The following is a 24,755-nucleotide window of genomic DNA, read 5'->3' as shown; positions in this document are numbered from 1 at the left end:
AGCCGGCGGACATCGCTGTACGTCAGGTTCTTCGCGTACCCGGCGACGATCTCCTCGGTGTCCGTGCCGCAGAGGGACCCGGGTGCCGAACGGGTCGGGAGCCGGGGGCGTCGGGGAGGCGGCCCGTAGCCCGGCGGCCAGGGCGCTGAGGCCGATGGTCGCCGGAGGCACCGTCCCGGGCCCACACGCAGCCGCTGCAGGGTGATGCCCCGGCGGGTGCGGGCAGCGCCTTGCCGTCCTCGTCCCGGGTCCGGGCCGGGGTGAGCGGCAGCGTCCGCCACGGCTGGAAGAGCACGGTGAGCTGCTCCGCCGGCTCTCGCTCCGCCCAGGCGTCGCAGCCTTCTGTCGCCGCGACCTGGTCGCCGTCCCGGGCCAGTAGTCCGGCGGCGTACGCGGTCTCCAGGACGAGGCGTACGACGATGTCGTCGCACCGCGCCGCCTTGCCGATCCGGGACAGCTCACGTGCTCCCATCCCACCGGACTTCAACCGGGTCGGCGGAGACGCGGCGCACGCCCCCAGAACCGAGGCGGCATGGCCGACGAACGCCATGGCTGCGGACGCCGCCCCCCGGTCCGCCTCCGCCAAGGTCACGGACACCAGCCGCATCGCGGGCGGGACGGGGTCGAACGGGGCGCGCCAGTCGGCCCCGCGCAGCGCGAGCGCCACCTCGGCCGGCATACGCGCGGGCCCGTACCCGTAGTGCTGGCCCTGAACCAGCAACCCCCGCTCCAGCGCCCAGCGCGCACCCGGCTCGGGGTCTGCCGACGAGGCCCCGAGCATGATGAACTCCGCTTGTGTCTCCGGCTGTTCACCCTGGTGACGGGCTCGCCGCTCAAGCAGTTGCCGGGTGGCCGCCGGTGCCGAAGCGACGACTGCGGCCATTCGCTCCGGATCACTGTGGTGTGTCAGCAGGGCGGTCAGTCGCTGCTTCTTGGCGGTGCCCGGCGATGACGGCGAGTCCTCCCTACGGGGAAAGACGAAGGCCCGGACCGATTGCTCGGTCCGGGCCTTCTGCCTGCGGAGGATACGAGATTCGAACTCGTGAGGGGTTGCCCCCAACACGCTTTCCAAGCGTGCGCCCTAGGCCACTAGGCGAATCCTCCGCCGCAAACAATACAAGACGTTGGGGAGTGCTCGCGAACACGATCCACTCGAGGGGGACCCGAGGGCGGAACGGTTCCTCCCGGCGTCGCTTCCGCGCCCCGGGATCCGCTACTGTGGGGGCCAGCCCCTCACGTGGCGCTATCTGACTGAACTCCCCCAGGGCCGGAAGGCAGCAAGGGTAGGTCGGCTCTGGCGGGTGCGTGGGGGGCGCTTTGCGTTCGGGGCGGTCCAGGTTGTCAGTGGTCGCCTATAACCTCGTATGCGTGTCGTCTCTCGCCTTGTACCGCCGCTATCGCCCGGAGTCGTTCGCCGAGGTCATCGGGCAGGAGCATGTGACCGACCCGCTGCAGCAGGCGCTGCGGAACAACCGGGTCAACCATGCCTACCTGTTCAGTGGCCCGCGCGGCTGCGGCAAGACGACCAGCGCGCGCATCCTTGCCCGCTGTCTCAACTGTGAGCAAGGTCCCACTCCCACGCCCTGCGGCGAGTGCCAGTCCTGCCGCGACCTGGCGAGGAACGGGCCGGGCTCGATCGATGTCATCGAGATCGACGCCGCGTCGCACGGAGGCGTCGACGACGCCCGTGACCTGCGCGAGAAGGCGTTCTTCGGCCCCGCGTCGAGCCGGTACAAGATCTACATCATCGACGAGGCCCACATGGTCACCTCGGCGGGCTTCAACGCCCTCCTGAAGGTGGTCGAGGAGCCCCCGGAGCACCTCAAGTTCATCTTCGCGACGACCGAGCCCGAGAAGGTCATCGGCACGATCCGGTCGCGCACCCACCACTACCCCTTCCGGCTCGTGCCTCCCGGCACCCTCCGCGACTACCTCGCCGAGGTCTGCGGCCGCGAGGACATGGCCGTCGAGGACGGGGTGTTCCCGCTGGTCGTGCGGGCCGGTGCCGGATCAGTGCGTGACTCCATGTCCGTCATGGACCAGCTCCTCGCCAGTGCGCGCGAGGACGGTGTGACGTATGCCATGGCGACGTCTCTCCTCGGATACACGGACGGCTCGCTGCTCGACTCCGTCATCGAGGCCTTCGCCTCCGGGGACGGCGCCGCGGCCTTCGAGGTCGTGGACCGCGTCATCGAGGGCGGCAACGACCCGCGCCGCTTCGTCGCCGACCTCCTGGAGCGGCTGCGGGACCTCGTGATCCTCGCCGCCGTGCCCGACGCCGCGGAGAAGGGGCTCATCGACGCCCCCGCCGACGTCGTCGAGCGGATGCAGGCGCAGGCCGGCGTCTTCGGCGGCGCCGAGCTCAGCCGCGCGGCCGACCTCGTGAACGAAGGTCTCACGGAGATGCGCGGTGCCACGTCCCCGCGCCTCCAGCTGGAGCTCATCTGCGCCCGCGTGCTGCTCCCCGCGGCCTACGACGACGAGCGCTCCGTCATGGCCCGCCTCGAGCGCCTGGAACGCGGCGGAAACTTCGTGCCCGGCGGACAGGGCCCCGGCCCCGCGATGGGGTACGTTCCCGGGCCCGAGGCCCACGCGGGCGTGCAGCAGCCCGGCATGGCCGTGCCGCCCGTCCCGCAGGGCCCGCCGGTGCCTCCTGGCGGGGGGCCTGCGGCTGCGCGGGCGGCGGTGCGGGGATCTGGCGGGACGCCTGAGCCGACGCCGACACCGACGCCGACCTCGGCCCCGGCCGCGTCTCCTGCTTCTGCGCCTGCCCCGGCTCCGGCCGCCCAGGCGAGCGCTCCGCCGCCCTCTGTCGCTCCCTCGACGCCGCCTCCCGCCGGCGACTCGCCGGGTGAGCGTCGGCCCGGTGGCTGGCCCGCGGCCTCGGCTCCCGCCCAGGCGTCGTCCGCGCCCCGCCCGGGCGGCTGGCCGACGGCGGCGTCCGCGGGCAGCGGTGGCCCCGCCTCCGCTCCGGCTCCGGCCCCTCAGACCGCCGCTCCGGCTGCCGCCTCCCAGCCGCAGTCGGCCGCCCCGATGGCGGCGGCACCCGCGGGCGGCCCCGATCCTCGCTCCCTGTGGCCGAACATCCTGGAGGCGGTGAAGAACCGCCGCCGTTTCACGTGGATCCTGCTCAGCCAGAACGCCCAGGTCGCCGGGTTCGACGGGACGACCCTGCAGATCGGCTTCGTCAACGCGGGCGCGCGGGACAACTTCGCGAGCAGCGGCAGCGAGGACGTGCTGCGGCAGGCGCTGTCCGAGCAGTTCGGCGTGCAGTGGAAGGTCGAGGCGATCGTCGACCCGTCCGGCGGCTCTGCGCCTCCGCCGGCGGCCGGGAACTTCGGCGGCGGCGCCCCGCAGGCTCCGCGTCCCGCCGCGCCCCCGCAGCAGCCGTCCCCGCCCGCGGCCGCCGCCCCGGCCTCGTACTCCCCGCCTGCACCGGCCCCGGAGCCCACCCCGGCCCCCGCGCCGGCCGCCCCGGCGCCGAAGCACATCTCCCCCGAGGACGACATCCCCGAGGACGACGACCCGGACCTGGTCGAGTCGGCCCTGTCGGGCCACGACCTGATCATGCGCGAGCTGGGCGCGACGGTGGTCGACGAATACCCGAACGAATAACCCCCGGCCCGCCACTCGCCCACCGCGGGGCTGGAGGAACGTACAGGAGGGGGAAGGGCGTCCAGTGGGCGGCCCGTACGAAGGGGCGGAGCCGCGCGGGCTACGCTGACCCCGTGAAGGTCCTCGTCATCGGCAGTGGTGCCCGCGAACACGCCCTGTGCCGCTCTCTGTCCCTCGACCCCGACGTCTCCGAGCTGCACTGCGCCCCCGGCAACGCCGGCATCGCGGAAGTGGCCGAGCTGCACGCCGTCGACGCCCTCGACGGCGCCGCCGTGGCCGGCCTCGCCCGGCGGCTGGGCGCGGGGCTCGTCATCGTGGGCCCGGAGGCCCCCCTCGTCGCGGGCGTCGCCGACGCCGTACGCGCCGCGGGCATCCCCTGCTTCGGCCCCTCCAAGGAGGCCGCTCAGCTGGAGGGCTCCAAGGCGTTCGCCAAGGACGTCATGGCGGGCGCGAGCGTCCCGACGGCCCGGTCCTACGTCTGCACCACCCCCGCCGAGATCGACGAGGCACTCGACGCCTTCGGAGCGCCGTACGTCGTGAAGGACGACGGGCTCGCCGCCGGCAAGGGAGTCGTCGTCACGGACGACGTCGACGTGGCCCGCGCCCACGCCCTCGCCTGCGACCGCGTCGTCATCGAGGAGTTCCTCGACGGCCCCGAGGTCTCCCTCTTCGCGGTCACCGACGGCGAGACGGTCGTCCCGCTCCAGCCCGCCCAGGACTTCAAGCGCGCGCTCGACGGCGACGAGGGCCCGAACACGGGCGGCATGGGCGCGTACTCGCCCCTCCCGTGGGCCGACCCGAAGCTGGTCGACGAGGTCATGCAGAGCGTGCTCCAGCCGACCGTGGACGAGCTGCGCCGCCGCGGCACCCCGTTCGCGGGGCTGCTGTACGCGGGCCTGGCGATCACGAGCCGCGGCGTGCGCGTCATCGAGTTCAACGCCCGCTTCGGCGACCCCGAGACCCAGGTCGTCCTCGCCCGCCTCCGGACCCCGCTCGCCGGGCTCCTGATGGCCGCGGCGACCGGCAATCTCGCCGACCTGCCCCCGCTGCGCTGGAGCGACGACGCCGCGGTGACCGTGGTCGTCGCCTCGTACAACTACCCGGGCACGCCGCGTACGGGTGACCCCATCGAGGGCCTGGACGAGGTCGCGGCGCAGGATGCCCCGGATGCGTACGTCCTGCACGCCGGAACGAAGCGCGACGGCGACGCCGTCGTCAGCGCGGGCGGCCGCGTGCTGTCCGTGACGGCGACCGGCGCGGGCCTCACCGAGGCGCGCGAGCGTGCGTACGCCGCGCTGTCCCGTATCCGTCTCGACGGGTCCCAACACCGCACCGACATCGCGGCGAAGGCCGCCACGGAGGCCGCTGCGGAGGCGGCCGCGGAGGCGTGACGCACGCCGCTTCCGCGTGAACTTTCGGCCACCCCCGAACCCCCGGGGCCCCGGATCTGACACTGGATCCGGGGCCCTTTCGGCATCCAGCTTTAGCCAAAGCCATTCCATCGAGTGACCGGTGGCCCATCCGGCTGACGACGACCGGTACCCCAACTAGGGTGCGGCGAAAGCGTTCAAGGCGCCCAGAGCCAAACAGACCACCGGCATTGCGATGTCGGCGGCGGGTGCCACAGTGGGGGAGTGAGCAAGACCAACGCCGTTGATGTGCGCCGTCGGCTCCGGCCGGCGGCCGAACAGTAGGCAGCAGGGGGTGCCATCGGTCGTGTCAGGTACGGGTGTGGAGGTGGGCGCGCAGGCCGCGCGCTCCCGGGCCCTCGCCGTGTTGCGTCTGCGCAGCAGGGCGCTGGCCGTCGCCCTGCTGCCCGCGGCCGTCGCCGTCGTGCTGTTCGCGGCGGGGGCCACGGGGCATGCCGGCGGCGGGAGTTGGTACGTCGCGAGCTGGACCGTGACCGTCGTCGCGCTGCTCGTTCTGCTCGCCGCGGGAGCGGTCGGCCTGGTCGTCGCGCGGGCGCGGCCCGCCCTCAGTCCGACCGTGCCGATCGCCGAGGAGTCGGCCCCTGATCTGTACCGCATGGTGCGGGACCTCGCCGACCGTCTCGACGTGCCCGCTCCCTCGGCGATAGCGCTCACCCCGGACTGCGACAGCTGGCTGGAGGACCGCACGCATCCGGCGCACGGGCCTCCAGCGAGCCGGGGCCGGGACCGGGCGCGGGCGCGGCGGGACCGGGCGCGGACGTCGGAAGTCCGGAACGCGCCGGGCACCGGGGAGGCCGCCGGCCCCGTCGCCCCCGTCCTCGTCATCGGCTCCCCGTTCCTGTGGTGGATGCGCGTCGGCGAGCTCCGCGCGGTGCTCGCGCCCGTCGTGGCGGGTACGGGCCCGTCGGCGCACCCCGACATAGCGGCCGCCCGGCGCTTCGTGCGCGGGCTCGACGCGGCGGTCGCGGTCGCCTCGGCGCCGGGGCGCGGCCCGCTGGCCCGTGTGGCGCTCGGCGGTGTCGGGCGGGTCGCCCGGCTCCTGCTGCGGCACTGCCGGGTCCATGCCGCCGAGATGGAGCGCGGTGTCGCCGCGGCCGCGGCGGAGCGGGCCCAGACCGTGGACTACGGCGTGCGGATCGTCGCCCAGGAGCAGGTCGGCCTCGCGTACGCGGGCTGGGACCGCCTCCTCACCCGGGTCGCCCTGCCCGCCTGGCGCATGGGCCGCTGGCCCTCGCGGCTCGACGCGGGTGTGGTCTCCGCGCTGACGGAGCTGTCGCGCAGGGACCGCCTGGCGGAGGGCTTCGCCTCGCGGCTCGGCGAGCGTCCCGCCTGCGACCTCCTGGAGGAGCCGGGTTCGGTGGACGAGGCGGCGTCGCTGCTCGCCGCGCGGCTCTTCCACGGGGGTCCCGCGGAGTCGGGGCCGGACTGGGCGCCGGTGGCCTGGCAGGAGTACCCGGACGAGGTCGTCGACCGGAAATGGCGCATGGACGCGGCGCGGCTGCACCGGGTCCTGGACGCGCTGGAGGTCGACGGTGCCGCCGACCGGACCACCTCGGCCCCCAAGGGCCCCACCCTCGACCGAGTCCTGACCCACCTGACGACGCCTCCGCCAAGCGTTACGGAGAGTGAGCAACGCTCGTCTGCGTCCCCCTGCACGCAGCCGGACGACACCACCCTCCACCACCCGGATGCCGCCCCCTGCCCGCAGCCGAGCACGACCGCGCGCTCCCACCCGGACGCCCCCGCGCTCCGCCGGCCGGGCGCACCGGCCGAGCCCCACCCGGAAGCCCCCGCGCTCGCGCACCCGGACACGGAAGCCGCTCCCTTCGCACACCCGACCGCGGCCACCCCGCCCCACCGGGAAGCCACGCCGTTCCCGCACCCGGACGCCCCGGACGCCCCGGACGCCACCGTCCCCGCCGAGCCGGAGACCCCCGCCGCCCCGCCCCACCGGGAGGCCGCCCCATCCCCGCAGCCGGACGCCCCGGACGCCACCGTCCCCGCCGAGCCGGAGGCCGCCGGCGCCCCGCCCCACGGGGAAGCCGCCCCATCCCCGCAGCCGGACGCCCCGGACGCCACCGCCCCCGCCGAGCCGGAGGCCGCCGGCGCCCCGCCCCACCAGGAAGCCGTGCCCTTCCCGCAGTCGGACGCCCCGGACGCCACCGTCCCCGCCGAGCCGGAGGCCTCCGGCGCCCCGCCCCACCCGGAAGCCGTGCCCTTCCCGCAGCCGGACGCCCCGGACGCCACCGTCCCCGCCGACGCCGACGCCGACGCCGACGCCGACGCGGACCCCGCCTCCCCCGACGCCAACCGCGCGTCCACCGACGCCACCGACGCCCTGGACGCCCCCGAGCGTGCCGCCTCGCTCTTTCCCGAGGTGGACGAGGGGGCCGAGGCCGACGAGGGGAGCCGTGGTGGCATGCTTGCCGCGGGGCTCACCGCCGAGATCGCCCGCGAGGAAGCCGCGGCGCCCCCGCGTCCCGCTCCTACGGGGCAGGGCCCGGACGAAGCACTCTGGGACGACGGCGCGCTGCCGCTCTTCCCGCTGCAGCCGCCCCGCACGGGCCGTGAGCTGCTCGTCGACCACGTCACGGCGATGGTGTGCTGCGCGGCCATCGACACCGCGGGTGCCGCCCCCGGCCTCGACTGGCTCGACGGCCCCGCCCTGCTGGTCGGCGGCGAGCGCGCGGCGGATCTCACGCCGCGCGTCATGAGCCTCGTCGAGGACGGCGACCCGTCCCCGCTGCGGGCATGGCTCACCCGCCTGGGAATCCGCCCCGAGAAACCGGTCCGCCTGGTCTGACCACCCGCATCCCCGCCCCGCCAGGCCCCACCCGACGCGCCTCCGCACGCCCCGCCAGGCCCCACCCGACCCGCCCCCACACGCCCCGCCAGGCCCCATCCCGCCCCGCCTCCGCACGCCCCGCCAGGCCCCACTCGCCCCGCCCCGCCTCCGCACGCCCCGCCAGGCCCCACTCGCCCCGCCCCGCCTCCGCACGCCCCGCCAGGCCCCACTCGCCCCGCCCCCGCACGCCCCACCAGACCCCATCCCGACCCGCCCCACCCACTCACACCACCTCCCACCCCCTCACCACCACCTCCCACCCCCTCACCCGCCACCCCGCCTCCACCCGATCCCACCCCCCACCCCACCTCCCACCCCGCGCCTCGCGGAGCATCACGCTCCGTTCATATCAATTCGCGACGAACGGTGACGGGGCGCGTGCGTAATGTGATGTGCTGGGAGCGGCTGCCGGACCGTACGCACCACAGGCGGCGCAGGCTCGGGGGAGCGAGGGAGGGGCACAGATGAGGTCGGAGCCGATCCGTCGATGGGAATCGGGTGCGCTGGCGCACGCCGTGTCGGACCCTTTCGGCCAGGGCCCGCTGCCCTGGCTGCGCGGAACCGAGCACTACTTCGACGACACCGGCCACGTCGTGCCCTGGTACATCGACCACGCCCCGTCCCCCGGCGCCGCCGACATCCCGGCACCGCGCACCGGCGGCCCGCTCAACGCCGACGACGTGCACTGCCAGATCAAGGGGTTCACCTCGACCGGCGCCGCCGCCCCCGGCGAGGCCATCGACTTCCACGTCACCGTGGACCCGCCCCAGCAGTTCGGCGTCGACATCTACCGCATCGGGCACTACGGAGGAGACGGCGCCAGCAAGATCACCACAAGCCCCCGGCTCTCCGGGATCGTCCAGCCTGCCCCGCTCACCGCCGACCGCACGGTCTCCTGCCACCACTGGTGGCTCTCCTGGCGCCTGCAGATCCCGAGCTACTGGAACGTCGGGGCGTACGTGGCGGTCCTGACCACCGCCGACGGGTACCGCTCGCACGTCCCCTTCACGGTCCGCGACGACCACCCCGCCGACCTCCTGCTGCTCCTGCCCGACGTCACCTGGCAGGCGTACAACCTCTACCCCGAGGACGGCCGCACGGGCGCCAGCCTCTACCACGCGTGGGACGAGCAGGGCGGACTGCTCGGCGAGAGCGAGGCCGCCGTCACGGTCTCCTTCGACCGGCCGTACGCGGGCGCGGGCCTCCCCCTGCACGTGGGCCACGCCTACGACTTCATCCGCTGGGCCGAGCGGTACGGATACGACCTGGCGTACGCGGACGCCCGCGACCTGCACGCGGGACGCGTCGACCCGACCCGGTACCGGGGCCTGGTCTTCCCGGGCCACGACGAGTACTGGTCGCCGAGCATGCGCCGCACCACGGAGCAGGCCCGCGAGCACGGCACGTCACTGGTCTTCCTCTCCGCCAACACCATGTACTGGCAGGTGGAGTTGAGCCCCTCCGCGTCCGGCGTCGAGGACCGCCTCCTCACCTGCCGCAAGCGCCGAGGCCCCGGCAAACCGGCCCTGTGGCGCGAGCGGGACGGCGGCAAGGCGGCCGAGCAGCAGCTCCTCGGCATCCAGTACGCGGGCCGCGTCCCCGAGCCGCGGCCCCTCGTCGTCCGCAACGCCGACCACTGGCTGTGGGAGGCCACGGGGGCGCACGACGGCGACGAGATCGACGGCCTCGTCGCGGGCGAGGCCGACCGCTACTTCCCCCGGACGGCGCTCCCCGAGCACCAGGGCCGCATCCTCCTCGCCCACTCCCCGTACGAGGACACCGAGGGCGTCGTCCGCCACCAGGAGTCGTCGCTCTACCGCGCCCCGTCCGGCGCCCTGGTCTTCGCGTCCGGCACCTTCGCATGGTCCCCGGCGCTGGACCGTCCCGGCCATGTGGACCCCCGTATCCAGCGCGCCACGGCCAACCTTCTGGACCGCATCTGCAAGCGTGACTGACCGCCCCATTCGCCCCCTCGATCGCCCCCTTCGACCGCCCCACTCAACCCCTGGCCAAAACCACACCTCCCATACGGGAGAATCGACCCCACTTGGCCAGAACCACGGGAGGGAACCGTGTCCGGATTCGTAGAAAAGCCCGAGCCGCTCCAGGTGCCGGGCCTGGTCCACCTCCACACCGGCAAGGTGCGCGAGCTGTACCAGAACGAGGCGGGCGAGCTCGTCATGGTCGCCAGCGACCGCCTCTCCGCCTATGACTGGGTGCTGCCGTCGGAGATCCCCGACAAGGGCCGCGTCCTCACCCAGCTCTCCCTGTGGTGGTTCGACCAGCTCGCGGACATCGTGCCGAACCACGTCGTCTCCACGGAGCTGCCGAAGGGCGCGCCCGCCGACTGGGAGGGCCGCACGCTGGTCTGCAGGTCCCTGGAGATGGTCCCGGTGGAGTGTGTGGCCCGCGGCTATCTGACGGGCTCGGGCCTCCTGGAGTACAACGAGTCGCGCACCGTCTGCGGCCTGGCCCTGCCCGAGGGCCTGGTCGACGGCTCTGAGCTGCCCGCGCCGATCTTCACGCCCGCCGCGAAGGCCGCCGTCGGCGAGCACGACGAGAACGTGTCGTACGAGGAGGTCGCCCGCCAGGTCGGCGCGGAGACCGCGGCGCAGCTGCGCCAGACGACCCTCGCCGTCTACGGCAGGGCGCTGGACATCGCGCGCGAGCGCGGCCTGATCCTCGCCGACACGAAGTTCGAGTTCGGCTTCGCCGGGGAGGAGCTCATCCTCGCCGACGAGGTCCTGACCCCGGACTCCTCGCGGTTCTGGCCCGCGGACCAGTGGGAGCCGGGCCACGCCCAACCGTCGTACGACAAGCAGTTCGTGCGGAACTGGCTGACCTCGCCGGCCTCGGGCTGGGACCGCAAGAGCGAGCAGCCGCCGCCCGCGCTGCCGCAGGACGTGGTGGACGCCACACGCGCCAAGTACATCGAGGCGTACGAGCGGCTCACCGGCACGCCCTGGTAGGCGGGGCGCACAGCGGCCGAGCATGAAGAAGGCCCCGGTCCAGTGGACCGGGGCCTTTCCTTCGGAGCGGACGACCAGGTTCGAACTGGCGACCTCAACCTTGGCAAGGTTGCGCTCTACCAACTGAGCTACGTCCGCGCTGCGCCGTGGCGCGAGGCCAACTATACCCAACCTCGCTCGCGTGCGAGACGCACCGCGGCATGACGATTCTCGGCACCGATCTTGGTGGCGGCCGACGAGAGGTAGTTGCGGACGGTTCCCTGGGAGAGTGCGGCGCGCTCGGCGATCTCCGCGACGGGCGCCCCGTCGGCGGCGAGTTCGAGGACCTCGGCCTCACGGGCGGTCAGCGGCGAGTCGCCGGCGGAGATGGCGTCGGCGGCCAACTCGGGGTCCACGTAACGGTTTCCGGCGTGCACGGTCCGGATGATCTCGGCGAGCCGCTGGGCGCTGACGGTCTTCGGCACGAAGCCCCGTACGCCCACCGCGAGGGCCCGTTTCAGATGTCCCGGTCTGCCATGACTCGTCACGATCATGGTCCTGCACTCGGGGAACTCGTCGCGCAGGGATGTGGCCACACTCACACCGTCGGCGCCCGGCATCTGCAGATCGAGGACGGCGACGTCGGGCCGGTGCGCCCGCGCCATGGCGAGCGCCTCGGGTCCTGACGCGGCCTCGGCGACGACGACGAGGTCGTCCTCCAGGGCGAGCAGCGCGGCGAGCGCACCCCGGATGAGGTGCTCGTCGTCGGCGAGCAGCACACGAAGGGTCACGCCGCCACCTCCCTGTCCAGGCCGGGGCCGTGTTCCTGGCTCGACGGGCCGGACCGTCCGGACCGCCCCGATCGATCCAGGTGATCCGGTTGCTCCCACGTGGCCGGGTCCCGCGAAGGCGGCAGCGGCACCTGCACGGCGAGCCGGAACACCCCGTCGCCGGACGCGAAGTCCAGCGTCCCGTCCACCGCGGCGAGCCGCTCCCGCAACCCCGCGAGACCGGAGCCGTGCCCCGCGGGCGCCACCTCCGGCACCCCGTCGTTCTCCACGCTCAACGTCGCCCGCCCCTCACTCACCGCGAGAGCGATGTCGCACCGCCCCGCGTCACCGTGCCGCAGCACGTTCGTCGCCGCCTCCCGCACGACCCACCCCAGCGCCGACTGCACCGATGCGGGCAGCGCGACCCCGGACCCGATGACCCGGCACTCGATCCCGGCCGCCTCCAACACGCCCTGCGCGCCGGCGAGTTCCACCTTCAGGTCGACGTCGCGGTATCCGCGTACGACTTCTCGTACTTCCCGCTGCGACTCCTGCGCGATCCGCTGCACCTCCACCATCTGGTCCACGGCCTCCGGGCGCCCCCGCCGCGCGAGCTGCACAGCGAGCTCGCTCTTGAGGGCGATGACGGCGAGGTTGCGTCCCATCACGTCGTGCAGGTCCCGTCCGAACCGCAGCCGCTCCTCGGCGACCGCGAGCCGCGCCTCGACCTCGCGGCCCCGGTCGGCCTCCCACATCACGGAGAGCGTCCAGGCGCCGCAGCGTGTGGAGATCAGCGCGAGGAAGCCCGCGAAGGCGATGATCACGCCGATCGCGACGAGCTGCCCGCCGGGGGCCCCGGCGACGGCGAAGGCGCCGACGGCCACGACGACGACCAGCGCCATGCGGGCCGCGTAGCCGCGGACGGTGGCGGAGAAGGCGAGCGACTGGGCGAACGGCATCGGTACGAACAGGGCGGTGAGGCCCAGCATCTCCGAGGGCACCCCGTCCACCGCCTGCAGACCCACGGCGAGACCCAGCGTGGCGCTCATGAGGACGCCCGCCACGACGAGGTCGCGGCGCGGCAGCGGAGCCCGGCGCAGGTAGTGGTCGACCGAGCGGCGCAGCGACCGGTTGGCCTGGAGGCACTGCGCGGCGCCCGTCACGATCAGCGTCCAGCCGAAGAGCTGTGGGGCGAGGTCGTGGCGCAGGCTCAGGCCGAGCGGTACCGAGACCCAGCTGAGGAGGAAGATCCACGGCACCAGGTGCCATGTCACCGTCGACTGGAACTCGACCTTCTCGATCTTGCTGCGCCCGTGCCAGCTCCGCTGCCAGGCCCGCATCCGGCCGACCACGTCCGTCGCCTCCCTCAGTGCCGGGGTTCCCACCGGAACCACCGCCGTACAGCAAACACCGCGAGGACGGTCCAGGCCACCGCGGTGGCGGCGGCGCCGAGCGCGTCGCCCGCGGAGAGGTGGCCGGCCCAGCCGCCGCGGATCAGCTCGATGACGGGCGACAGCGGCAGCAGCTCGCAGACCGAGGCGAGCTTGTCGGGCATGACCTCCAGCGGGACGAAGAGCCCGGAGCCGATCATCGACACGAAGATCAGCGGCATCGTCATGACCTGCGCGGACTCGGTGGACCTGCTGAAGCTCCCGGTGACGGCCGCCAGCGCGGCGAACATCACAAGGCCCGCCGCGACGCCGAGGACGACGAGGTGCGGCGCGCTCGGCGCCCCCGCGTCGAGGAGCACCGCGCAGCCCACGGAGAGGAGGACGCACTGCACGATGCCGATGAGGAGCGAGGGCAGCGCGGCGCCCGCCAGGATCTCGGGGTCCCGCAGCTCACCGGTGCGCAGCCGCTTCAGTACGAGTTCCTCGCGCCGGGCGACGTAGACGGCGGTCAGCGCCGAGTACACGGCGAAGAGCAGGGAGAATCCGAGGGCGCTCGGCAGTACGACGGTGCCGACGTCGAGTCCGGTGCCCTTCAGGTCCATGCCGTCGGCGGCCTGCCGCATGCTGAACGGGATCACCGCCGGCACGAAGAGCGCCGCGAACAGCGTGCCCTTGCTCCGCCCGAGCAGGGTCATCTCGGAGCGCGCGAGCGCCCGCATGCGCCCCGCGGGGGCCGTCGTGGTCATCGTGCTCATACGGCCATCTCCTTGTTCTTCGCGCCGCTCTTCCCGCCCGTGTGCCGCGCGGACGCCTCGGCGGTGCCGCTCTCGGCGGCGCGCGCGATCCGCAGGAACGCCTCCTCCAGGGACGCCGCCCGTACGTCGAGTCCGGTGAGCTCGACCCGTGCGTCCCTGGCCCACAACAGCAGGCCGGTGGCGGCGCGTTGGAGTTCGTTCGTACGCAGCCGGACCCTCCTCCCCGAGATCTCGTGGCCGCTCACGCCCAGCTCACCGAGGGGCGGCAGGTCGCCGACGAAGTAGCCGTCGGGCAGTTCGAAGGAGATGTGGGAGGGCTGACTGGCGACCACGTCGGAGACGCGTCCCGCGGCGGCGATCCGGCCCTCGTGCAGGATCGCGAGGCGGTCGGCGAGCGCCTCGGCCTCTTCCAGGTAGTGGGTGGTGAGCAGCACGGTCGTGCCGTTGTCGCGCAGGTCCCGCACCAACTCCCAGGTCTCGCGGCGCCCTTCGGCGTCGAGGCCGGTGGTGGGTTCGTCGAGGAAGAGCACCTCCGGCCTGCCGAGGAGCGCCATGGCGAGGTCGAGCCTGCGCTTCTCGCCGCCCGACAGCTGCTTCACCCGCACACCGACCCGCCTGCCGAGCCCGACGACGTCCAGGGCCTCGCCGACGGGCATGGCGCCGCTGGTGCACCCCGCCCACATGCGGGCGGTCTCCTGGACGGTCAACTCCGCGGGGAATCCGCCTTCCTGGAGCATGACGCCGATGCGGGGCCGTACCCGGGCGCGTTCGGTGTACGGGTCGTGCCCGAGGACGCGCACGCGTCCGCCGGCCGGGGCGGCGAGCCCTTCGAGGAGCTCGAGGGTGGATGTCTTGCCGGCGCCGTTGGTGCCGAGGAGCGCGAACAGTTCGCCGCGCCCCACGGCGAAGGAGACCCCGCGTACCGCCTCGAAACCGCCCCCGTACACGCGCCGCAGATCGGTCACGTCGATCACTTGGTCAGTCATGGTCCGAGCGTCCCCCGGCCGGGAAGCCGTCGGCAGTGCGCGCTGTCACCGGCCCGTATGACAAATGTCAGAGGCGCCGCCGGGCACGGTCCGCCGGGGAACACGGAGAAGCCCGGAACACGAAGAAGGCCCCGGTCGAATCGACCGGGGCCTCTCACGTGGAGCGAACGACGAGGTTCGAACTCGCGACCTCAACCTTGGCAAGGTTGCGCTCTACCAACTGAGCTACGTTCGCATTGCCTCCGACCAGCTCTCACTGATCGGCGCGGGCACCAGCTTACCGCAACCGGAGGACCGGTCCGTGAGCGATGCAGAGCGGGTGACAGGAATTGCACACTGCGCCTTCCCCCTGGAAGGGGGATGTTCTACTACTGAACTACACCCGCATGACTCCGTGAGGCCCGGCCTTTCGGCCTCGCCCCTCGGCGTGCTCCAGACTCTAGCTGACCAGCGGGGGTGCAGCGCAAGTCGGTTGTGCCGAGGGGCGCGGACCTGGTGTTTCAGTTGGCCGCCTCGAACGCCTCGTAGACCTTCTTGGGGATGCGGCCGCGCGGCGGCACGTTCATGTGGTGCGAGCGCGCCCAGGCGCGGACCGCCGACGGGTCCGGGGAGAGGGCCGTGTGCCGGAACGCGATGCCGGATCGCGACTGTTTGCGGGCGGCCTCCAGGTACGGGGCAAGTGCCCCGCGCAGTTTCTCTGCATTGGTTTGATTGAGGTCGATCTCATACGACGTGCCGTCAAGACCGAACGCGACCGTTTCCGCCGCTTCCCCGCCGTCGATGTCGTCAAAGAGAGTGACCACGACACGTTGCGCCACGAATATCGGTCCCTTCGCGCGGGCTCTCCCGCGTGTACCGCGTTGACATGCGGTGATGCCGAGTGCACGGATGTTTTCGGCAAAGTATCGACTATTGCCATTTCCTTTGTACAGTGCCCGGCATTGCATTGTGAAGCCTGTCCTAATACCTCCGCGTGTCAGGTACCAATGACGTTGCGTGATCTTTCATGGATTCATGGTGAAGGTTCTCGGTTCGAAACCTGTTTGAGCACCGGAACGTGACCGTCATCTCGTAGGTTGCTACGAATCTACGCGAGTAGAATTTTTGTGCCGGTAGTCTGAAGGAACCTGCTCAGCACCTAGCAAGCAGCACACGCCAGCACCACACACCGGGAGTGCCAGTGGCACGCGTCGTAGTCGACGTCATGCTCAAGCCGGAGATCCTCGACCCCCAGGGCCAGGCGGTGCAGCGTGCACTGCCGCGCCTCGGTTTCCAGGGCATCTCCGACGTACGTCAGGGAAAGCGCTTCGAACTCGAGGTCGACGGGCCGGTGGATGCCGCGGCCCTCGCCCGTATCCACGAGTTGGCGGAAACCTTCCTCGCCAACACCGTGATCGAAGACTTCGTCGTAAAGGTCGAAGAAGAGGCGAAGGCCGAGGAGGCCGCGAAGTGACTGCTCGAATTGGAGTCGTCACTTTCCCGGGAACCCTCGACGACCGCGACACCCAGCGTGCCGTCCGCGTGGCGGGCGCCGAAGCCGTGCCGCTGTGGCACAAGGACAAGGACCTCAAGCAGGTCGACGCCGTGGTGCTGCCCGGCGGCTTCTCCTACGGCGACTATCTGCGGGCCGGCGCCATCTCGCGTTTCTCGCCGGTGATGGAGTCCGTCATCGAGCAGGCGAAGGCCGGAATGCCGGTCCTCGGCATCTGCAACGGCTTCCAGGTGCTCACCGAGACGCACCTCCTGCCCGGTGCGATGCTGCGCAACAACCACCTGCACTTCATCTGCCGCGAGCAGAAGCTGCGCGTGGAGAACGCGGGGACCGCCTGGACCGCCGACTACACGGCAGGCCAGGAGATCCTGATCCCGCTGAAGAACATCGACGGGCAGTACACCGCCGACGAGCGGACGCTGGACATGCTGGAGGCCGAGGGCCGCGTCGCCTTCCGCTACCTCGACGGCAACCCCAACGGCTCGCTCCGTGACATCGCCGGCATCACCAACGAGGCGGGCAACGTCGTCGGCCTCATGCCGCACCCCGAGCACGCCGTCGAGCCGCTGATCGGGACCGGCCGCACCGACGGCCTCGGATTCTTCACCTCGATCCTGAAGAAGCTGGTCAACGCATGACTCTGGACACCGTCAAGCACGCGAGCGAGACGCCCGACGTCAAGCTCCCCTGGGCCGAACTGGGCCTGAAGGAAGACGAGTACGAGCGCGTCCGCGAGATCCTCGGCCGCCGCCCGACCGGCGCCGAGCTCGCCATGTACTCCGTCATGTGGTCCGAGCACTGCTCGTACAAGAGCAGCAAGATCCACCTGAAGCAGTTCGGCGAGAAGGTCCCCGAGAACGACGCCATGCTCGTCGGCATCGGTGAGAACGCCGGCGTCGTCGACGTCGGCCAGGGCTACGCGGTCACCTTCAAGGTCGAGTCCCACAACCACCCGTCGTACGTCGAGCCCTACCAGGGCGCGGCCACCGGCGTCGGCGGCATCGTCCGCGACATCATCGCGATGGGCGCCCGCCCGGTCGCCGTCGTGGACCCGCTGCGCATGGGCGACGCCCAGCACCCCGACACCAAGCGGGTGCTCCCCGGCGTCGTCGCGGGCATCGGAGGCTACGGCAACTGCCTGGGCCTGCCCAACATCGGCGGCGAGCTCGTCTTCGACGCCTGCTACCAGGGCAACCCGCTGGTGAACGCCGGTGCCATCGGCGTCATGCGGCACGAGGACATCCACCTCGCGAAGGCTTCGGGCCCCGGCAACAAGGTCATCCTGTACGGCGCCCGCACGGGCGGCGACGGCATCGGCGGCGCCTCGATCCTGGCGAGCGAGACCTTCGACGACACCAAGCCGAGCAAGCGCCCGGCCGTCCAGGTCGGTGACCCCTTCCAGGAGAAGCTCCTCATCGAGTGCACCCTGGAGGCCTTCGCCGAGAAGCTCGTCGTCGGCATCCAGGACCTCGGCGCGGCCGGTCTCTCCTGCGCCACCAGTGAGTTGGCGTCCAACGGCTCCGGCGGCATGCGCGTCGAGCTGGACGACGTGCCGCTGCGCGACTCCACGCTCACCCCTGAGGAGATCCTCATGAGTGAGTCGCAGGAACGCATGTGTGCCGTGGTCGAGCCCGAGAAGGTCGAGCGGTTCCTCACGATCTGCGAGAAGTGGGACGTCATCGCCACCGTCGTCGGTGAGGTGACGGACGGCGACCGGCTCGAGATCTTCTGGCACGGCGAGAAGATCGTCGACGTCGACCCGCGCACGGTCGCGCACGACGGCCCGGTCTACGAGCGTCCGTACGCCCGCCCGTCCTGGCAGGACGCCCTCCAGGCCGACGACGCGAACAAGCTGGCCCGCCCGGCGAACGGCGAGGAGCTGCGCGAGCAGGTCCTCAAGCTGGTCGCCGCCCCGAACCAGGCCGCGAAGTCCTGGGTCACCGACCAGTACGACCGTTTCGTGCAGGGCAACACCGTGCTCGCCCAGCCCGAGGACTCCGGGATGATCCGGATCAACGAGGAGACGGGTCTCGGCGTCGCCATCGCCACCGACGGCAACGGCCGGTTCACGAAGCTCGACCCGTACACGGGCGCGCAGCTCGCACTCGCCGAGTCGTACCGCAACGTCGCCGCGTCCGGCGCCAAGCCCCTCGCGATCTCGGACTGCCTGAACTTCGGTTCGCCCGAGGACCCGGACGTCATGTGGCAGTTCGCCGAGGCCATCCGCGGCCTCGCGGACGGCTGCCTGGAGCTGGGCACCCCGGTCACCGGCGGCAACGTCTCGCTCTACAACCAGACCGGTGAGGCGGCGATCCACCCGACGCCCGTCGTCGCTGTGCTCGGTGTGATCGACGACGTCGCGCGGCGTACGCCGATGGCGTTCAAGGAAGAGGGCCAGCTCCTCTACCTGCTCGGCGAGACGCACGAGGAGTTCGGTGGTTCGGCCTGGTCACAGGTGGTCCACGGACACCTCGGCGGGCTGCCGCCCAAGGTCGACCTGGCCCGCGAGAAGCTGCTCGCCGACATCCTGATCTCGGCGTCGCGCGACGGCATGATCGACGCCGCGCACGACCTGTCGGACGGCGGTCTCGTGCAGGCCGTGGCCGAGTCGTGCCTGCGCGGCGGCAAGGGCGCGCGGCTCGTCGTGCCCGACGGCCTCGACGCGTTCACCTTCCTCTTCTCCGAGTCGGCGGGGCGCGCGGTCGTCTCGGTGCCGCGGAGCGAGGAGCTGCGCTTCACCGACATGTGCGGGGCGCGGGGCCTGCCCGTGCGCCGCATCGGCGTGGTCGACGGCGACGCGGTCGACGTACAGGGCGAGTTCACGCTGCCGCTGAGCGAGCTGCGCACGGCGCACGAGGAGACGATCCCGGGCCTCTTCGCCTGAGAGACGCCCGGCTTTTCCTCCCTGGAGCCCCCGTTCGGACCTGGTCCGGGCGGGGGCTTCGGCGTATCCGGGGCGAGCCGGTAGGGGTGAGGGCTTGCACGAGATTACGTAATTACGTAAGTTCAAGTCATGGATCTGGAAGAGCGCGTCGCCGAGCTCGAACGGCGCATGGCGGAGCTGGAGAGCGCGGGGCCGGCCGCGCCCGCCGTGGGGGAGGGCGATTTCTGGGCCCTCGACGCGCTGAAGGCGCGGCATCCGGTGACGGAGGACGCGGACGGCGCCGTCCTGTTCACCGGGACGGTGCGGGTGCCGACAGGACACCGGTACGAGTGGCAGTACGGCCTGCTCACCGAGTCGGTCTTCGAGGGTGACTGGTCCGAGGCGGCCGAGTCGTTCGCCGCGCTCGGCAACCCCGTGCGGCTGCGGCTGCTGCGGGAGATCCTCGGCGGCCTGCGCACCGCCGCCGAGCTGGCCGCGCTCGACGACGTCGGCACGACCGGCCAGATCTACCACCACCTGCGCCAGCTGACCGGCACGGGCTGGCTGCACAGCACGGAGCGCGGGCGCTTCGAGGTGCCCGCCGGGCGGGTGGTGCCGCTGCTCGTGGTGCTCACGGCGGCAAAGCCGGTGACCTGACCGATTCTGTACGACTTTGTGACTTTATGACCGTACAAGGGGGAGTTGTGTCCGTAGGCCTGCGCAAGACCGCAGCCGTGGCCCACCGGCTGCTGTGGGTCGTGTTCTTCGCCCAGTTCGTCGTCCGGCAGTTCACGGAGCTGCCGTACAACTACTGGCTGAGCTGGCTGCCCGCGCTCGCCGCGATCGGCATCAGTACGTCGATGTCCCGCTCCGCGCGCAAGCGGATCGAGGTGGACCCCCCGGCCCCGGTCGAGGTCGAACCCCCGGTCACCGGCCGCTGGTCCGCGCTGAACAGCCCCGCCGACAAGGTGCCGAGCCACGGCACGCACCACCTGGCCCAGACGTACGCCATCGACATCACGGCCGAGCCCGCGGAGGGGCCGGCGCGCCCCAAGCCCGTCTGGTTCTGGCCCGTCGCCCGGCGCGGGCAGGCCTACCCCGCCTTCGGGGCGCCGCTGCTCGCGGTGGCGGACGCGACCGTCGTGCACGCTGAGGACGGCCAGCGCGACCACCTCAGCCGCAGCTCCCTCGTCGGGGTCCTGTACTTCTGGCTGGTCGAGGGCGTCGGCAGGACGCTCGGCGGCGCCCGCCGCGTCGTCGGCAACCACGTCGTGCTGGACCTGGGCGAGGGGACGTACGCCGTGTACGCGCACGTCGAGCAGGGTTCTCTCACGGTGCGGGTGGGAGACCGGGTGGCCGTCGGGCAGGAGCTCGGCCGGTGCGGGAACTCCGGCAACTCCACCGAGCCGCACCTGCACTTCAGCCTGATGGACGGGCCCGACATGGAGACGGCCCGCGGCCTCCCGTTCAGCTGGCGCGGTGTCGGCGTGCCCGCGAACGGCACCGTGTTCACGGCCGGTGAAGGCATGCCGAGCCGACAGGTGAGCGCCGAGTAAGACTTTACCGGGTAAAAATTTCATCCTGGTACAGTGTGGGCATGGCTGGGGCTGAAGAGGGCGTGGCTGCGCAACCACTCGGGCTGCGGGAGCGCAAGAAGCGGCAGACGGCGATGCGGATCTGGCGCAGTGCGCTCGACCTGTTCCTGGAGCGTGGCTACGACAAGGTCTCCGTCGCGGAGATCGCGGACGCCGCCGACGTCTCGAAGATGACGGTCTTCAACTACTTCGGCACCAAGGAGGACGTCCTCCTCGGCCCGATGGAGGAGCACGTCTCCGACGCCGCCGAAGCGGTGCGCGGGCGCGCGCCCGGCGAGAGCGCGGTCGCCGCGCTGCGCCGTCAGTTCCTCGCCATGGTCGACGCGCGTGACCCCTCGATCGGCCTCTCCGGAGACGCCCGTCTGCTCCAGATGCGGCAGCTCATCAGCGACACCCCCGCCCTCGCGCGCCGGATGCTGACCTTCCGGATGCGCAGCGTCGAGCTCCTCGCGGAGGTCCTCACCGAGGAGACGGGCGACCGGCTGCTCGCGGGAGTAGCCGCCCAGCAGCTCGTCGCCGCACGGGACGCGGTGATCCTGGAGAACCACCGCAGACTCCTCGCGGGTGACAGCGCCGACGACATGGCGGTCGACTGCGCGGCCCTCGCCGAGCGCGCCTTCGATCTGGTGGAAAAGGGACTTCAGGGGTACCCCGGGACCGCTTAGGCTCGGCACCATGCCACCGGCCAAGAAGCGCACGCGCTCGTACGATTCCGCCAAGACCCGCACCGCCGTCCTCGCCCAGTTCGGCAACGTACGCACCGCGGTCCGCACCCTCACCCCCGAGCAGCTCGCCCGCCCGACGCGGCTCGGGGACTGGACCGTGCGCGAACTGGCCGCCCACATCGCGATGGTCCTCGGCACCGTCCACCGCTACCTCGGCATGCCGGAACCCGGCCGGCACGAAGTGCCGCTCATGGACTGGCCGTTCGCCACGGTCACCGCGGCCGCGCAGGTCGACGAGGACACCCGGGCGATCGCGGAGACGGCGGGCGCCGACCTCGACGACCTCTTCACGCGCACGCTCACCGGCATCGAGGAGTCCCTGGCCGCCGCGACGGACGACCGCCTGGTGCCCTCGCGCTTCGGCGCCATGACCCTCGGCGACTTCCTGGTCACCCGTACCGTCGAACTCACCGTCCACACGGACGACTTGAACGACGCGGTGCCGGGCCTCGACGTGCCGTACGACCGGCAGGCCCTGGCCGCCTGCGCCCGGCTCCTGGCGGACGCCCTCGCGGTGAAGGCGCCGGGCGCGTCCACGGAGGTACGGATTCCGCCGTACGCCGTCGTGCAGTGCGTCGAAGGCCCCCGGCACACCCGCGGCACCCCGCCCAACGTCGTCGAGACCGACGCCCTCACCTGGGTCCGCCTCGCGGCCGGGCGTACGGACTGGGCGACGGCGCTCGACGCGGCGCAGGTCAGCGCGAGCGGTGAGCGGGCGGATCTGTCGGGGCTGCTGCCGATCATGGGGTGACCCCGCGGGCGCCGGGCGGCAGATGGAACCGGTACCCCCACTTGTCCCGTCACATTGCCATGCACACGCAGCGACTGACCCTCACCCTGACCGCGCTGGCCTCCGCGGGGCTGCTGCTCACGGCATGCGGCAGCGAGTCCGGAGCCGGCTCCGACAGCGACTCCGGCGGCCGTTCCGTGGAGAGCGAGCAGGCACTCACCGGTGTCCGCTGGAACGTCGAGAGCCTCACCGTGGGCGGCAAGAAGCACGACGCTCCGGAAGGCGCCTACCTCAAGATCGGCAAGGACGGGAAGGCCGCCGGCAGCTACGGCTGCAACCAGGCGGGCACCACCGTGTCGATCAAGGGGGACACCGTGGACTTCGGCAAGACGCAGACGACGAGGATGGCCTGCGAGGGCGACGGCCGCATGAAGTTCGAGGAGAACCTCACGCGCGCACTCGGCGCGGGCAAGTTCACCGCGAAGGTGGACGGCGACCGCATGACCCTCACCACGGCCGAGGGAGACCGCGTGGACTTCTCCTCGCAGCCCGCCGAACCCGACGCGCCGCTCACCGGCACCCAGTGGACGGTGAACGGCATCGGCGACGGCAAGACGGCAGCGACCCTGCCGAAGGCCGTGTCCGGCAAGGTCCACCTCACCTTCGGCGACAACGGCAAGGTCCGCGGCAACCTCGGCTGCAACGACGTCTCCGCCAAGGCAGAGGCGAAGGACGGCCGCATCACCTTCGGCGCGCCCGCGACCACCCGGAAGATGTGCCCGGGCGACGCGATGACCACCGAACGCAAGCTGCTGAAGCTCTTCGGCGGCGAGGCGCGGTACGAGGTGAAGCAGGGCACGCTGAAGCTCACCGCGGACGACGGCACGGTCGTCACCGCGAACACCGCCGAAGGCAAGGACCGGGGCAAGGACCGGAGCGCGGTCCGGAGCAACGACCCGGCCAAGGGCGAGAACTAGGCGTAGGGCAGCAGCCCGTCGTCCGTCCGCTCCCACGCCCGCCGCAGCTCGGCGAGGAGTCGCGGCTCCGCGGCGGCCCGGTCGGCCTGCTCGCGCCGGTCCTCGGCGAGGTCGAAGAGCTGGTCGGCGCCGTCCTTGCCCCGGTAGTACTTCCAGCTGCCGCGCCGCAGCGCCCGCTCGCCCCGTACCCGCCAGAACAGCTCCCGCTCGGCGAGCTTCTCGCCCTTCAGGAGGTACGGGGCGAGGCTGGTGCCGTCCAGCGGGTGGGCGCGGTCCGGCCTGGCGCCGCCGATCTCCAGGAGCGTCGCCGTCCAGTCGGGCGTGTAGACGGGCTCGTCGCTGACCTGCCCGCCGTCGAGCCGCGCCGGCCACCGCACGATGGTCGGCACACGGATGCCGCCCTCCTTGAGGGAGCCCTTGTTGCCGGACAGCGGCCAGTTGTACGAGAAGCGCTCGCCGCCGTTGTCCGACGCGAAGAATACGAGGGTGTCCCGCTCCTGCCCGGACTTCTTCAGGGCGCGCAGCACCTCGCCGACGGAGCGGTCCAGGTCCTCGACCATCTCCTTGTACTTCTCCACGGAACCGCCGTCCCGGTGCTGCAGGGCCCCCTTCTCGCCCGCCCTGATCCGGCGGACGATCTCCGCGCTCTGCTCCTCGTCGCCGTCCGCTATCCACGGCCAGTGGGGGGTGGTGAAGTTCAGGTTGAGCAGCCACGGCTTGCCGCCGTGGTCCCGCCGCACGTATGCGCTCGCCCGCTCGGTCAGGACGCGCGTGTAGTACCGCAGGTCCTTGTACTCGGCGTCGCCCTCCCGGACAGCGCCCTCGTAGAGGTCGTACTCCCCGGCGAGCCCCAGCTTCGAGTAGTACTCCAGGGCCCCGCCGAAGTTCCCGAAGAACTCGTCCCACCCGGACTTGGTGGGGGAGTAGTCCGGCAGGTAGCCGCAGTGCCACTTGCCGATCAGCGCCGTCGCGTACCCGGCGTCGCGCAGCAGCGAGGCGAGCGTGGGGTGGGTCGGGTCGAGGCCCACGGACCTGTCCGCGATCGGCTCGGCGAGCCCGCCCTTCGTACGCCCGGGGAAGCGGCCCGTGTACAGGCTGAAACGGGTGGGCGAGCAGGTCGCGGACCCGGAGTAGGCGTCCGTGAAGCGGACGCCCTCACGGGCGAGGCGGTCCAGGTTCGGGGTCCTGATGTGCGGTGATCCGTAGGACGAGAGGTCGGCCCAGCCGAGGTCGTCGCCGAGGATGAAGAGGATGTTGGGCCGTCGGCCGCCCCGTCGCGCGGCCGCGCGGAACGGCCGCTCCTCGGCGCCGGCGCGGGCCTGCGCCTCGGCGGCCGGGAGACCGACGGCGGCGGCGGTCGCGGAGGCACCGACGACGCCGCCGAAGGCACGCCGGGACAGCTGGGAAACGGACCTGTCGGACTTGTGCGAAGACACAACGCGCTCCTGAACGAGGGCAGGCGAAAACCGGGGGAAGAGGGATGCGGAAGGGTGCGTTCAGGCAGCGCGACAGATGGCGCTCGCGACACGGACCAGGTCAACGTGGCGGCGCCCCACGAGTGTGACCGTCGGGTCACCGGTGGACTGCATGCGCCGGAGCCTGTCCGAGAGCGCTTGTAGGTGTCAACGAAAGG

21 protein-coding genes, 4 tRNA genes and 1 other RNA gene are annotated in these 24,755 nt (G+C 72.2%); 14 read left to right on the top strand and 12 right to left on the bottom strand.

The window, feature by feature from the left end:
• Positions 1-22 precede the first annotated feature (22 nt).
• A complete protein-coding gene (locus tag AC07DO_RS11200) occupies positions 23-781 on the bottom strand; it encodes a hypothetical protein (RefSeq protein WP_479058694.1) in 759 nt (252 codons plus the stop codon).
• Positions 782-1,019: 238 nt separating this feature from the next.
• Positions 1,020-1,104 (bottom strand) — tRNA-Ser (locus tag AC07DO_RS11195).
• Positions 1,105-1,224: 120 nt separating this feature from the next.
• On the opposite strand from AC07DO_RS11195, the gene ffs reads away from it, so the two are divergent.
• The 6 genes from ffs (at position 1,225) to AC07DO_RS11165 (ending at position 10,859) form a co-directional block, all read left to right on the top strand.
• Positions 1,225-1,323: signal recognition particle sRNA small type (gene ffs, locus AC07DO_RS11190), an RNA gene on the top strand.
• A 45-nt stretch (positions 1,324-1,368) separates the two neighbouring features.
• Positions 1,369-3,615, top strand: a complete 2,247-nt coding sequence (locus AC07DO_RS11185; protein ID WP_479058692.1) for a DNA polymerase III subunit gamma and tau — start codon at positions 1,369-1,371, stop codon at positions 3,613-3,615.
• Positions 3,616-3,728: 113 nt separating this feature from the next.
• Entirely contained in the window at positions 3,729-5,006 is a 1,278-nt protein-coding gene (gene purD, locus AC07DO_RS11180) for a phosphoribosylamine--glycine ligase (RefSeq protein WP_479058690.1), read from the top strand.
• Positions 5,007-5,331: 325 nt separating this feature from the next.
• Positions 5,332-7,848: a hypothetical protein gene (locus AC07DO_RS11175; RefSeq protein ID WP_479058688.1), complete on the top strand. Its 2,517-nt coding sequence runs from the start codon at positions 5,332-5,334 to the stop codon at positions 7,846-7,848.
• A 506-nt stretch (positions 7,849-8,354) separates the two neighbouring features.
• Positions 8,355-9,845 (top strand): N,N-dimethylformamidase beta subunit family domain-containing protein, encoded by a 1,491-nt coding sequence (locus tag AC07DO_RS11170; RefSeq protein WP_479058686.1) that lies wholly within the window; start codon positions 8,355-8,357, stop codon positions 9,843-9,845.
• 117 nt (positions 9,846-9,962) lie between these two features.
• Positions 9,963-10,859 carry a phosphoribosylaminoimidazolesuccinocarboxamide synthase gene (locus AC07DO_RS11165; RefSeq protein WP_479058684.1) on the top strand — a complete coding sequence of 299 codons (897 nt, stop codon included), beginning with the start codon at positions 9,963-9,965 and terminating at the stop codon, positions 10,857-10,859.
• Between the two features lie 65 nt (positions 10,860-10,924).
• Here AC07DO_RS11165 and AC07DO_RS11160 read toward each other — a convergent pair.
• The 8 genes from AC07DO_RS11160 to AC07DO_RS11125 form a co-directional block, all read right to left on the bottom strand.
• Positions 10,925-10,997, bottom strand: a tRNA-Gly gene (locus AC07DO_RS11160).
• Between the two features lie 23 nt (positions 10,998-11,020).
• Positions 11,021-11,629 (bottom strand): response regulator, encoded by a 609-nt coding sequence (locus tag AC07DO_RS11155; RefSeq protein ID WP_479058683.1) that lies wholly within the window; start codon positions 11,627-11,629, stop codon positions 11,021-11,023.
• Positions 11,626-12,993 (bottom strand): sensor histidine kinase, encoded by a 1,368-nt coding sequence (locus tag AC07DO_RS11150; RefSeq protein WP_479058682.1) that lies wholly within the window; start codon positions 12,991-12,993, stop codon positions 11,626-11,628. The genes AC07DO_RS11155 and AC07DO_RS11150 overlap by 4 nt, the downstream gene beginning before the upstream one ends.
• Complete coding sequence (locus tag AC07DO_RS11145; RefSeq protein WP_479058681.1) at positions 12,975-13,754, bottom strand: ABC transporter permease; 780 nt, start codon at positions 13,752-13,754, stop codon at positions 12,975-12,977. Before AC07DO_RS11145 ends, AC07DO_RS11150 begins: the two co-directional genes overlap by 19 nt.
• Positions 13,751-14,740 (bottom strand): ATP-binding cassette domain-containing protein, encoded by a 990-nt coding sequence (locus AC07DO_RS11140; RefSeq protein ID WP_479058679.1) that lies wholly within the window; start codon positions 14,738-14,740, stop codon positions 13,751-13,753. Before AC07DO_RS11140 ends, AC07DO_RS11145 begins: the two co-directional genes overlap by 4 nt.
• A 159-nt stretch (positions 14,741-14,899) precedes the next feature.
• Positions 14,900-14,975, bottom strand: a tRNA-Gly gene (locus AC07DO_RS11135).
• A 79-nt stretch (positions 14,976-15,054) separates the two neighbouring features.
• Positions 15,055-15,126, bottom strand: a tRNA-Gly gene (locus AC07DO_RS11130).
• A 114-nt stretch (positions 15,127-15,240) separates the two neighbouring features.
• Complete coding sequence (locus AC07DO_RS11125) at positions 15,241-15,558, bottom strand: histone-like nucleoid-structuring protein Lsr2 (RefSeq protein ID WP_150217599.1); 318 nt, start codon at positions 15,556-15,558, stop codon at positions 15,241-15,243.
• A gap of 362 nt (positions 15,559-15,920) precedes the next feature.
• On the opposite strand from AC07DO_RS11125, the gene purS reads away from it, so the two are divergent.
• The 8 genes from purS (at position 15,921) to AC07DO_RS11085 (ending at position 23,122) form a co-directional block, all read left to right on the top strand.
• Positions 15,921-16,193, top strand: a complete 273-nt coding sequence (purS, locus tag AC07DO_RS11120) for a phosphoribosylformylglycinamidine synthase subunit PurS (RefSeq protein ID WP_479058678.1) — start codon at positions 15,921-15,923, stop codon at positions 16,191-16,193.
• Complete coding sequence (gene purQ, locus AC07DO_RS11115) at positions 16,190-16,870, top strand: phosphoribosylformylglycinamidine synthase subunit PurQ (protein ID WP_479058676.1); 681 nt, start codon at positions 16,190-16,192, stop codon at positions 16,868-16,870. Before purS ends, purQ begins: the two co-directional genes overlap by 4 nt.
• A complete protein-coding gene (gene purL, locus AC07DO_RS11110; protein ID WP_479058674.1) occupies positions 16,867-19,116 on the top strand; it encodes a phosphoribosylformylglycinamidine synthase subunit PurL in 2,250 nt (749 codons plus the stop codon). The genes purQ and purL overlap by 4 nt, the downstream gene beginning before the upstream one ends.
• A 129-nt stretch (positions 19,117-19,245) precedes the next feature.
• A complete protein-coding gene (locus AC07DO_RS11105) occupies positions 19,246-19,752 on the top strand; it encodes an ArsR family transcriptional regulator (protein WP_479058672.1) in 507 nt (168 codons plus the stop codon).
• 47 nt (positions 19,753-19,799) lie between these two features.
• Positions 19,800-20,651: a peptidoglycan DD-metalloendopeptidase family protein gene (locus tag AC07DO_RS11100; RefSeq protein WP_479058670.1), complete on the top strand. Its 852-nt coding sequence runs from the start codon at positions 19,800-19,802 to the stop codon at positions 20,649-20,651.
• 41 nt (positions 20,652-20,692) lie between these two features.
• On the top strand, positions 20,693-21,355 hold the full coding sequence (locus AC07DO_RS11095) for a TetR/AcrR family transcriptional regulator (RefSeq protein WP_479058668.1): 663 nt from the start codon (positions 20,693-20,695) through the stop codon (positions 21,353-21,355).
• A 10-nt stretch (positions 21,356-21,365) separates the two neighbouring features.
• Positions 21,366-22,166 carry a maleylpyruvate isomerase family mycothiol-dependent enzyme gene (locus AC07DO_RS11090; RefSeq protein ID WP_479058667.1) on the top strand — a complete coding sequence of 267 codons (801 nt, stop codon included), beginning with the start codon at positions 21,366-21,368 and terminating at the stop codon, positions 22,164-22,166.
• A gap of 59 nt (positions 22,167-22,225) precedes the next feature.
• Entirely contained in the window at positions 22,226-23,122 is an 897-nt protein-coding gene (locus AC07DO_RS11085) for an META domain-containing protein (protein ID WP_479058665.1), read from the top strand.
• Here AC07DO_RS11085 and AC07DO_RS11080 read toward each other — a convergent pair.
• Positions 23,119-24,558 carry a sulfatase family protein gene (locus tag AC07DO_RS11080; RefSeq protein WP_479058664.1) on the bottom strand — a complete coding sequence of 480 codons (1,440 nt, stop codon included), beginning with the start codon at positions 24,556-24,558 and terminating at the stop codon, positions 23,119-23,121. The genes AC07DO_RS11085 and AC07DO_RS11080 overlap by 4 nt on opposite strands.
• A 60-nt stretch (positions 24,559-24,618) precedes the next feature.
• Positions 24,619-24,711, bottom strand: a complete 93-nt coding sequence (locus AC07DO_RS11075) for a putative leader peptide (protein WP_362640831.1) — start codon at positions 24,709-24,711, stop codon at positions 24,619-24,621.
• Positions 24,712-24,755 lie beyond the last annotated feature (44 nt).

The organism is Streptomyces sp. NPDC045678 (assembly GCF_056432085.1).
Note: the sequence above shows the minus strand (reverse complement) of the source record. Positions and strands in the feature narration are given on the sequence as shown.

Coding starts and splice junctions, on each gene's coding strand:
- AC07DO_RS11145 (WP_479058681.1), bottom strand. CDS start 13,754: ATGAGCACGATGACCACGACGGCCCCCGCGGGGCGCATGCGGGCGCTC.
- AC07DO_RS11090 (WP_479058667.1), top strand. CDS start 21,366: ATGCCACCGGCCAAGAAGCGCACGCGCTCGTACGATTCCGCCAAGACC.
- AC07DO_RS11105 (WP_479058672.1), top strand. CDS start 19,246: ATGGATCTGGAAGAGCGCGTCGCCGAGCTCGAACGGCGCATGGCGGAG.
- AC07DO_RS11170 (WP_479058686.1), top strand. CDS start 8,355: ATGAGGTCGGAGCCGATCCGTCGATGGGAATCGGGTGCGCTGGCGCAC.
- AC07DO_RS11095 (WP_479058668.1), top strand. CDS start 20,693: ATGGCTGGGGCTGAAGAGGGCGTGGCTGCGCAACCACTCGGGCTGCGG.
- AC07DO_RS11075 (WP_362640831.1), bottom strand. CDS start 24,711: ATGCAGTCCACCGGTGACCCGACGGTCACACTCGTGGGGCGCCGCCAC.
- purL (WP_479058674.1), top strand. CDS start 16,867: ATGACTCTGGACACCGTCAAGCACGCGAGCGAGACGCCCGACGTCAAG.
- AC07DO_RS11140 (WP_479058679.1), bottom strand. CDS start 14,740: ATGACTGACCAAGTGATCGACGTGACCGATCTGCGGCGCGTGTACGGG.
- AC07DO_RS11085 (WP_479058665.1), top strand. CDS start 22,226: ATGCACACGCAGCGACTGACCCTCACCCTGACCGCGCTGGCCTCCGCG.
- AC07DO_RS11200 (WP_479058694.1), bottom strand. CDS start 781: ATGCTCGGGGCCTCGTCGGCAGACCCCGAGCCGGGTGCGCGCTGGGCG.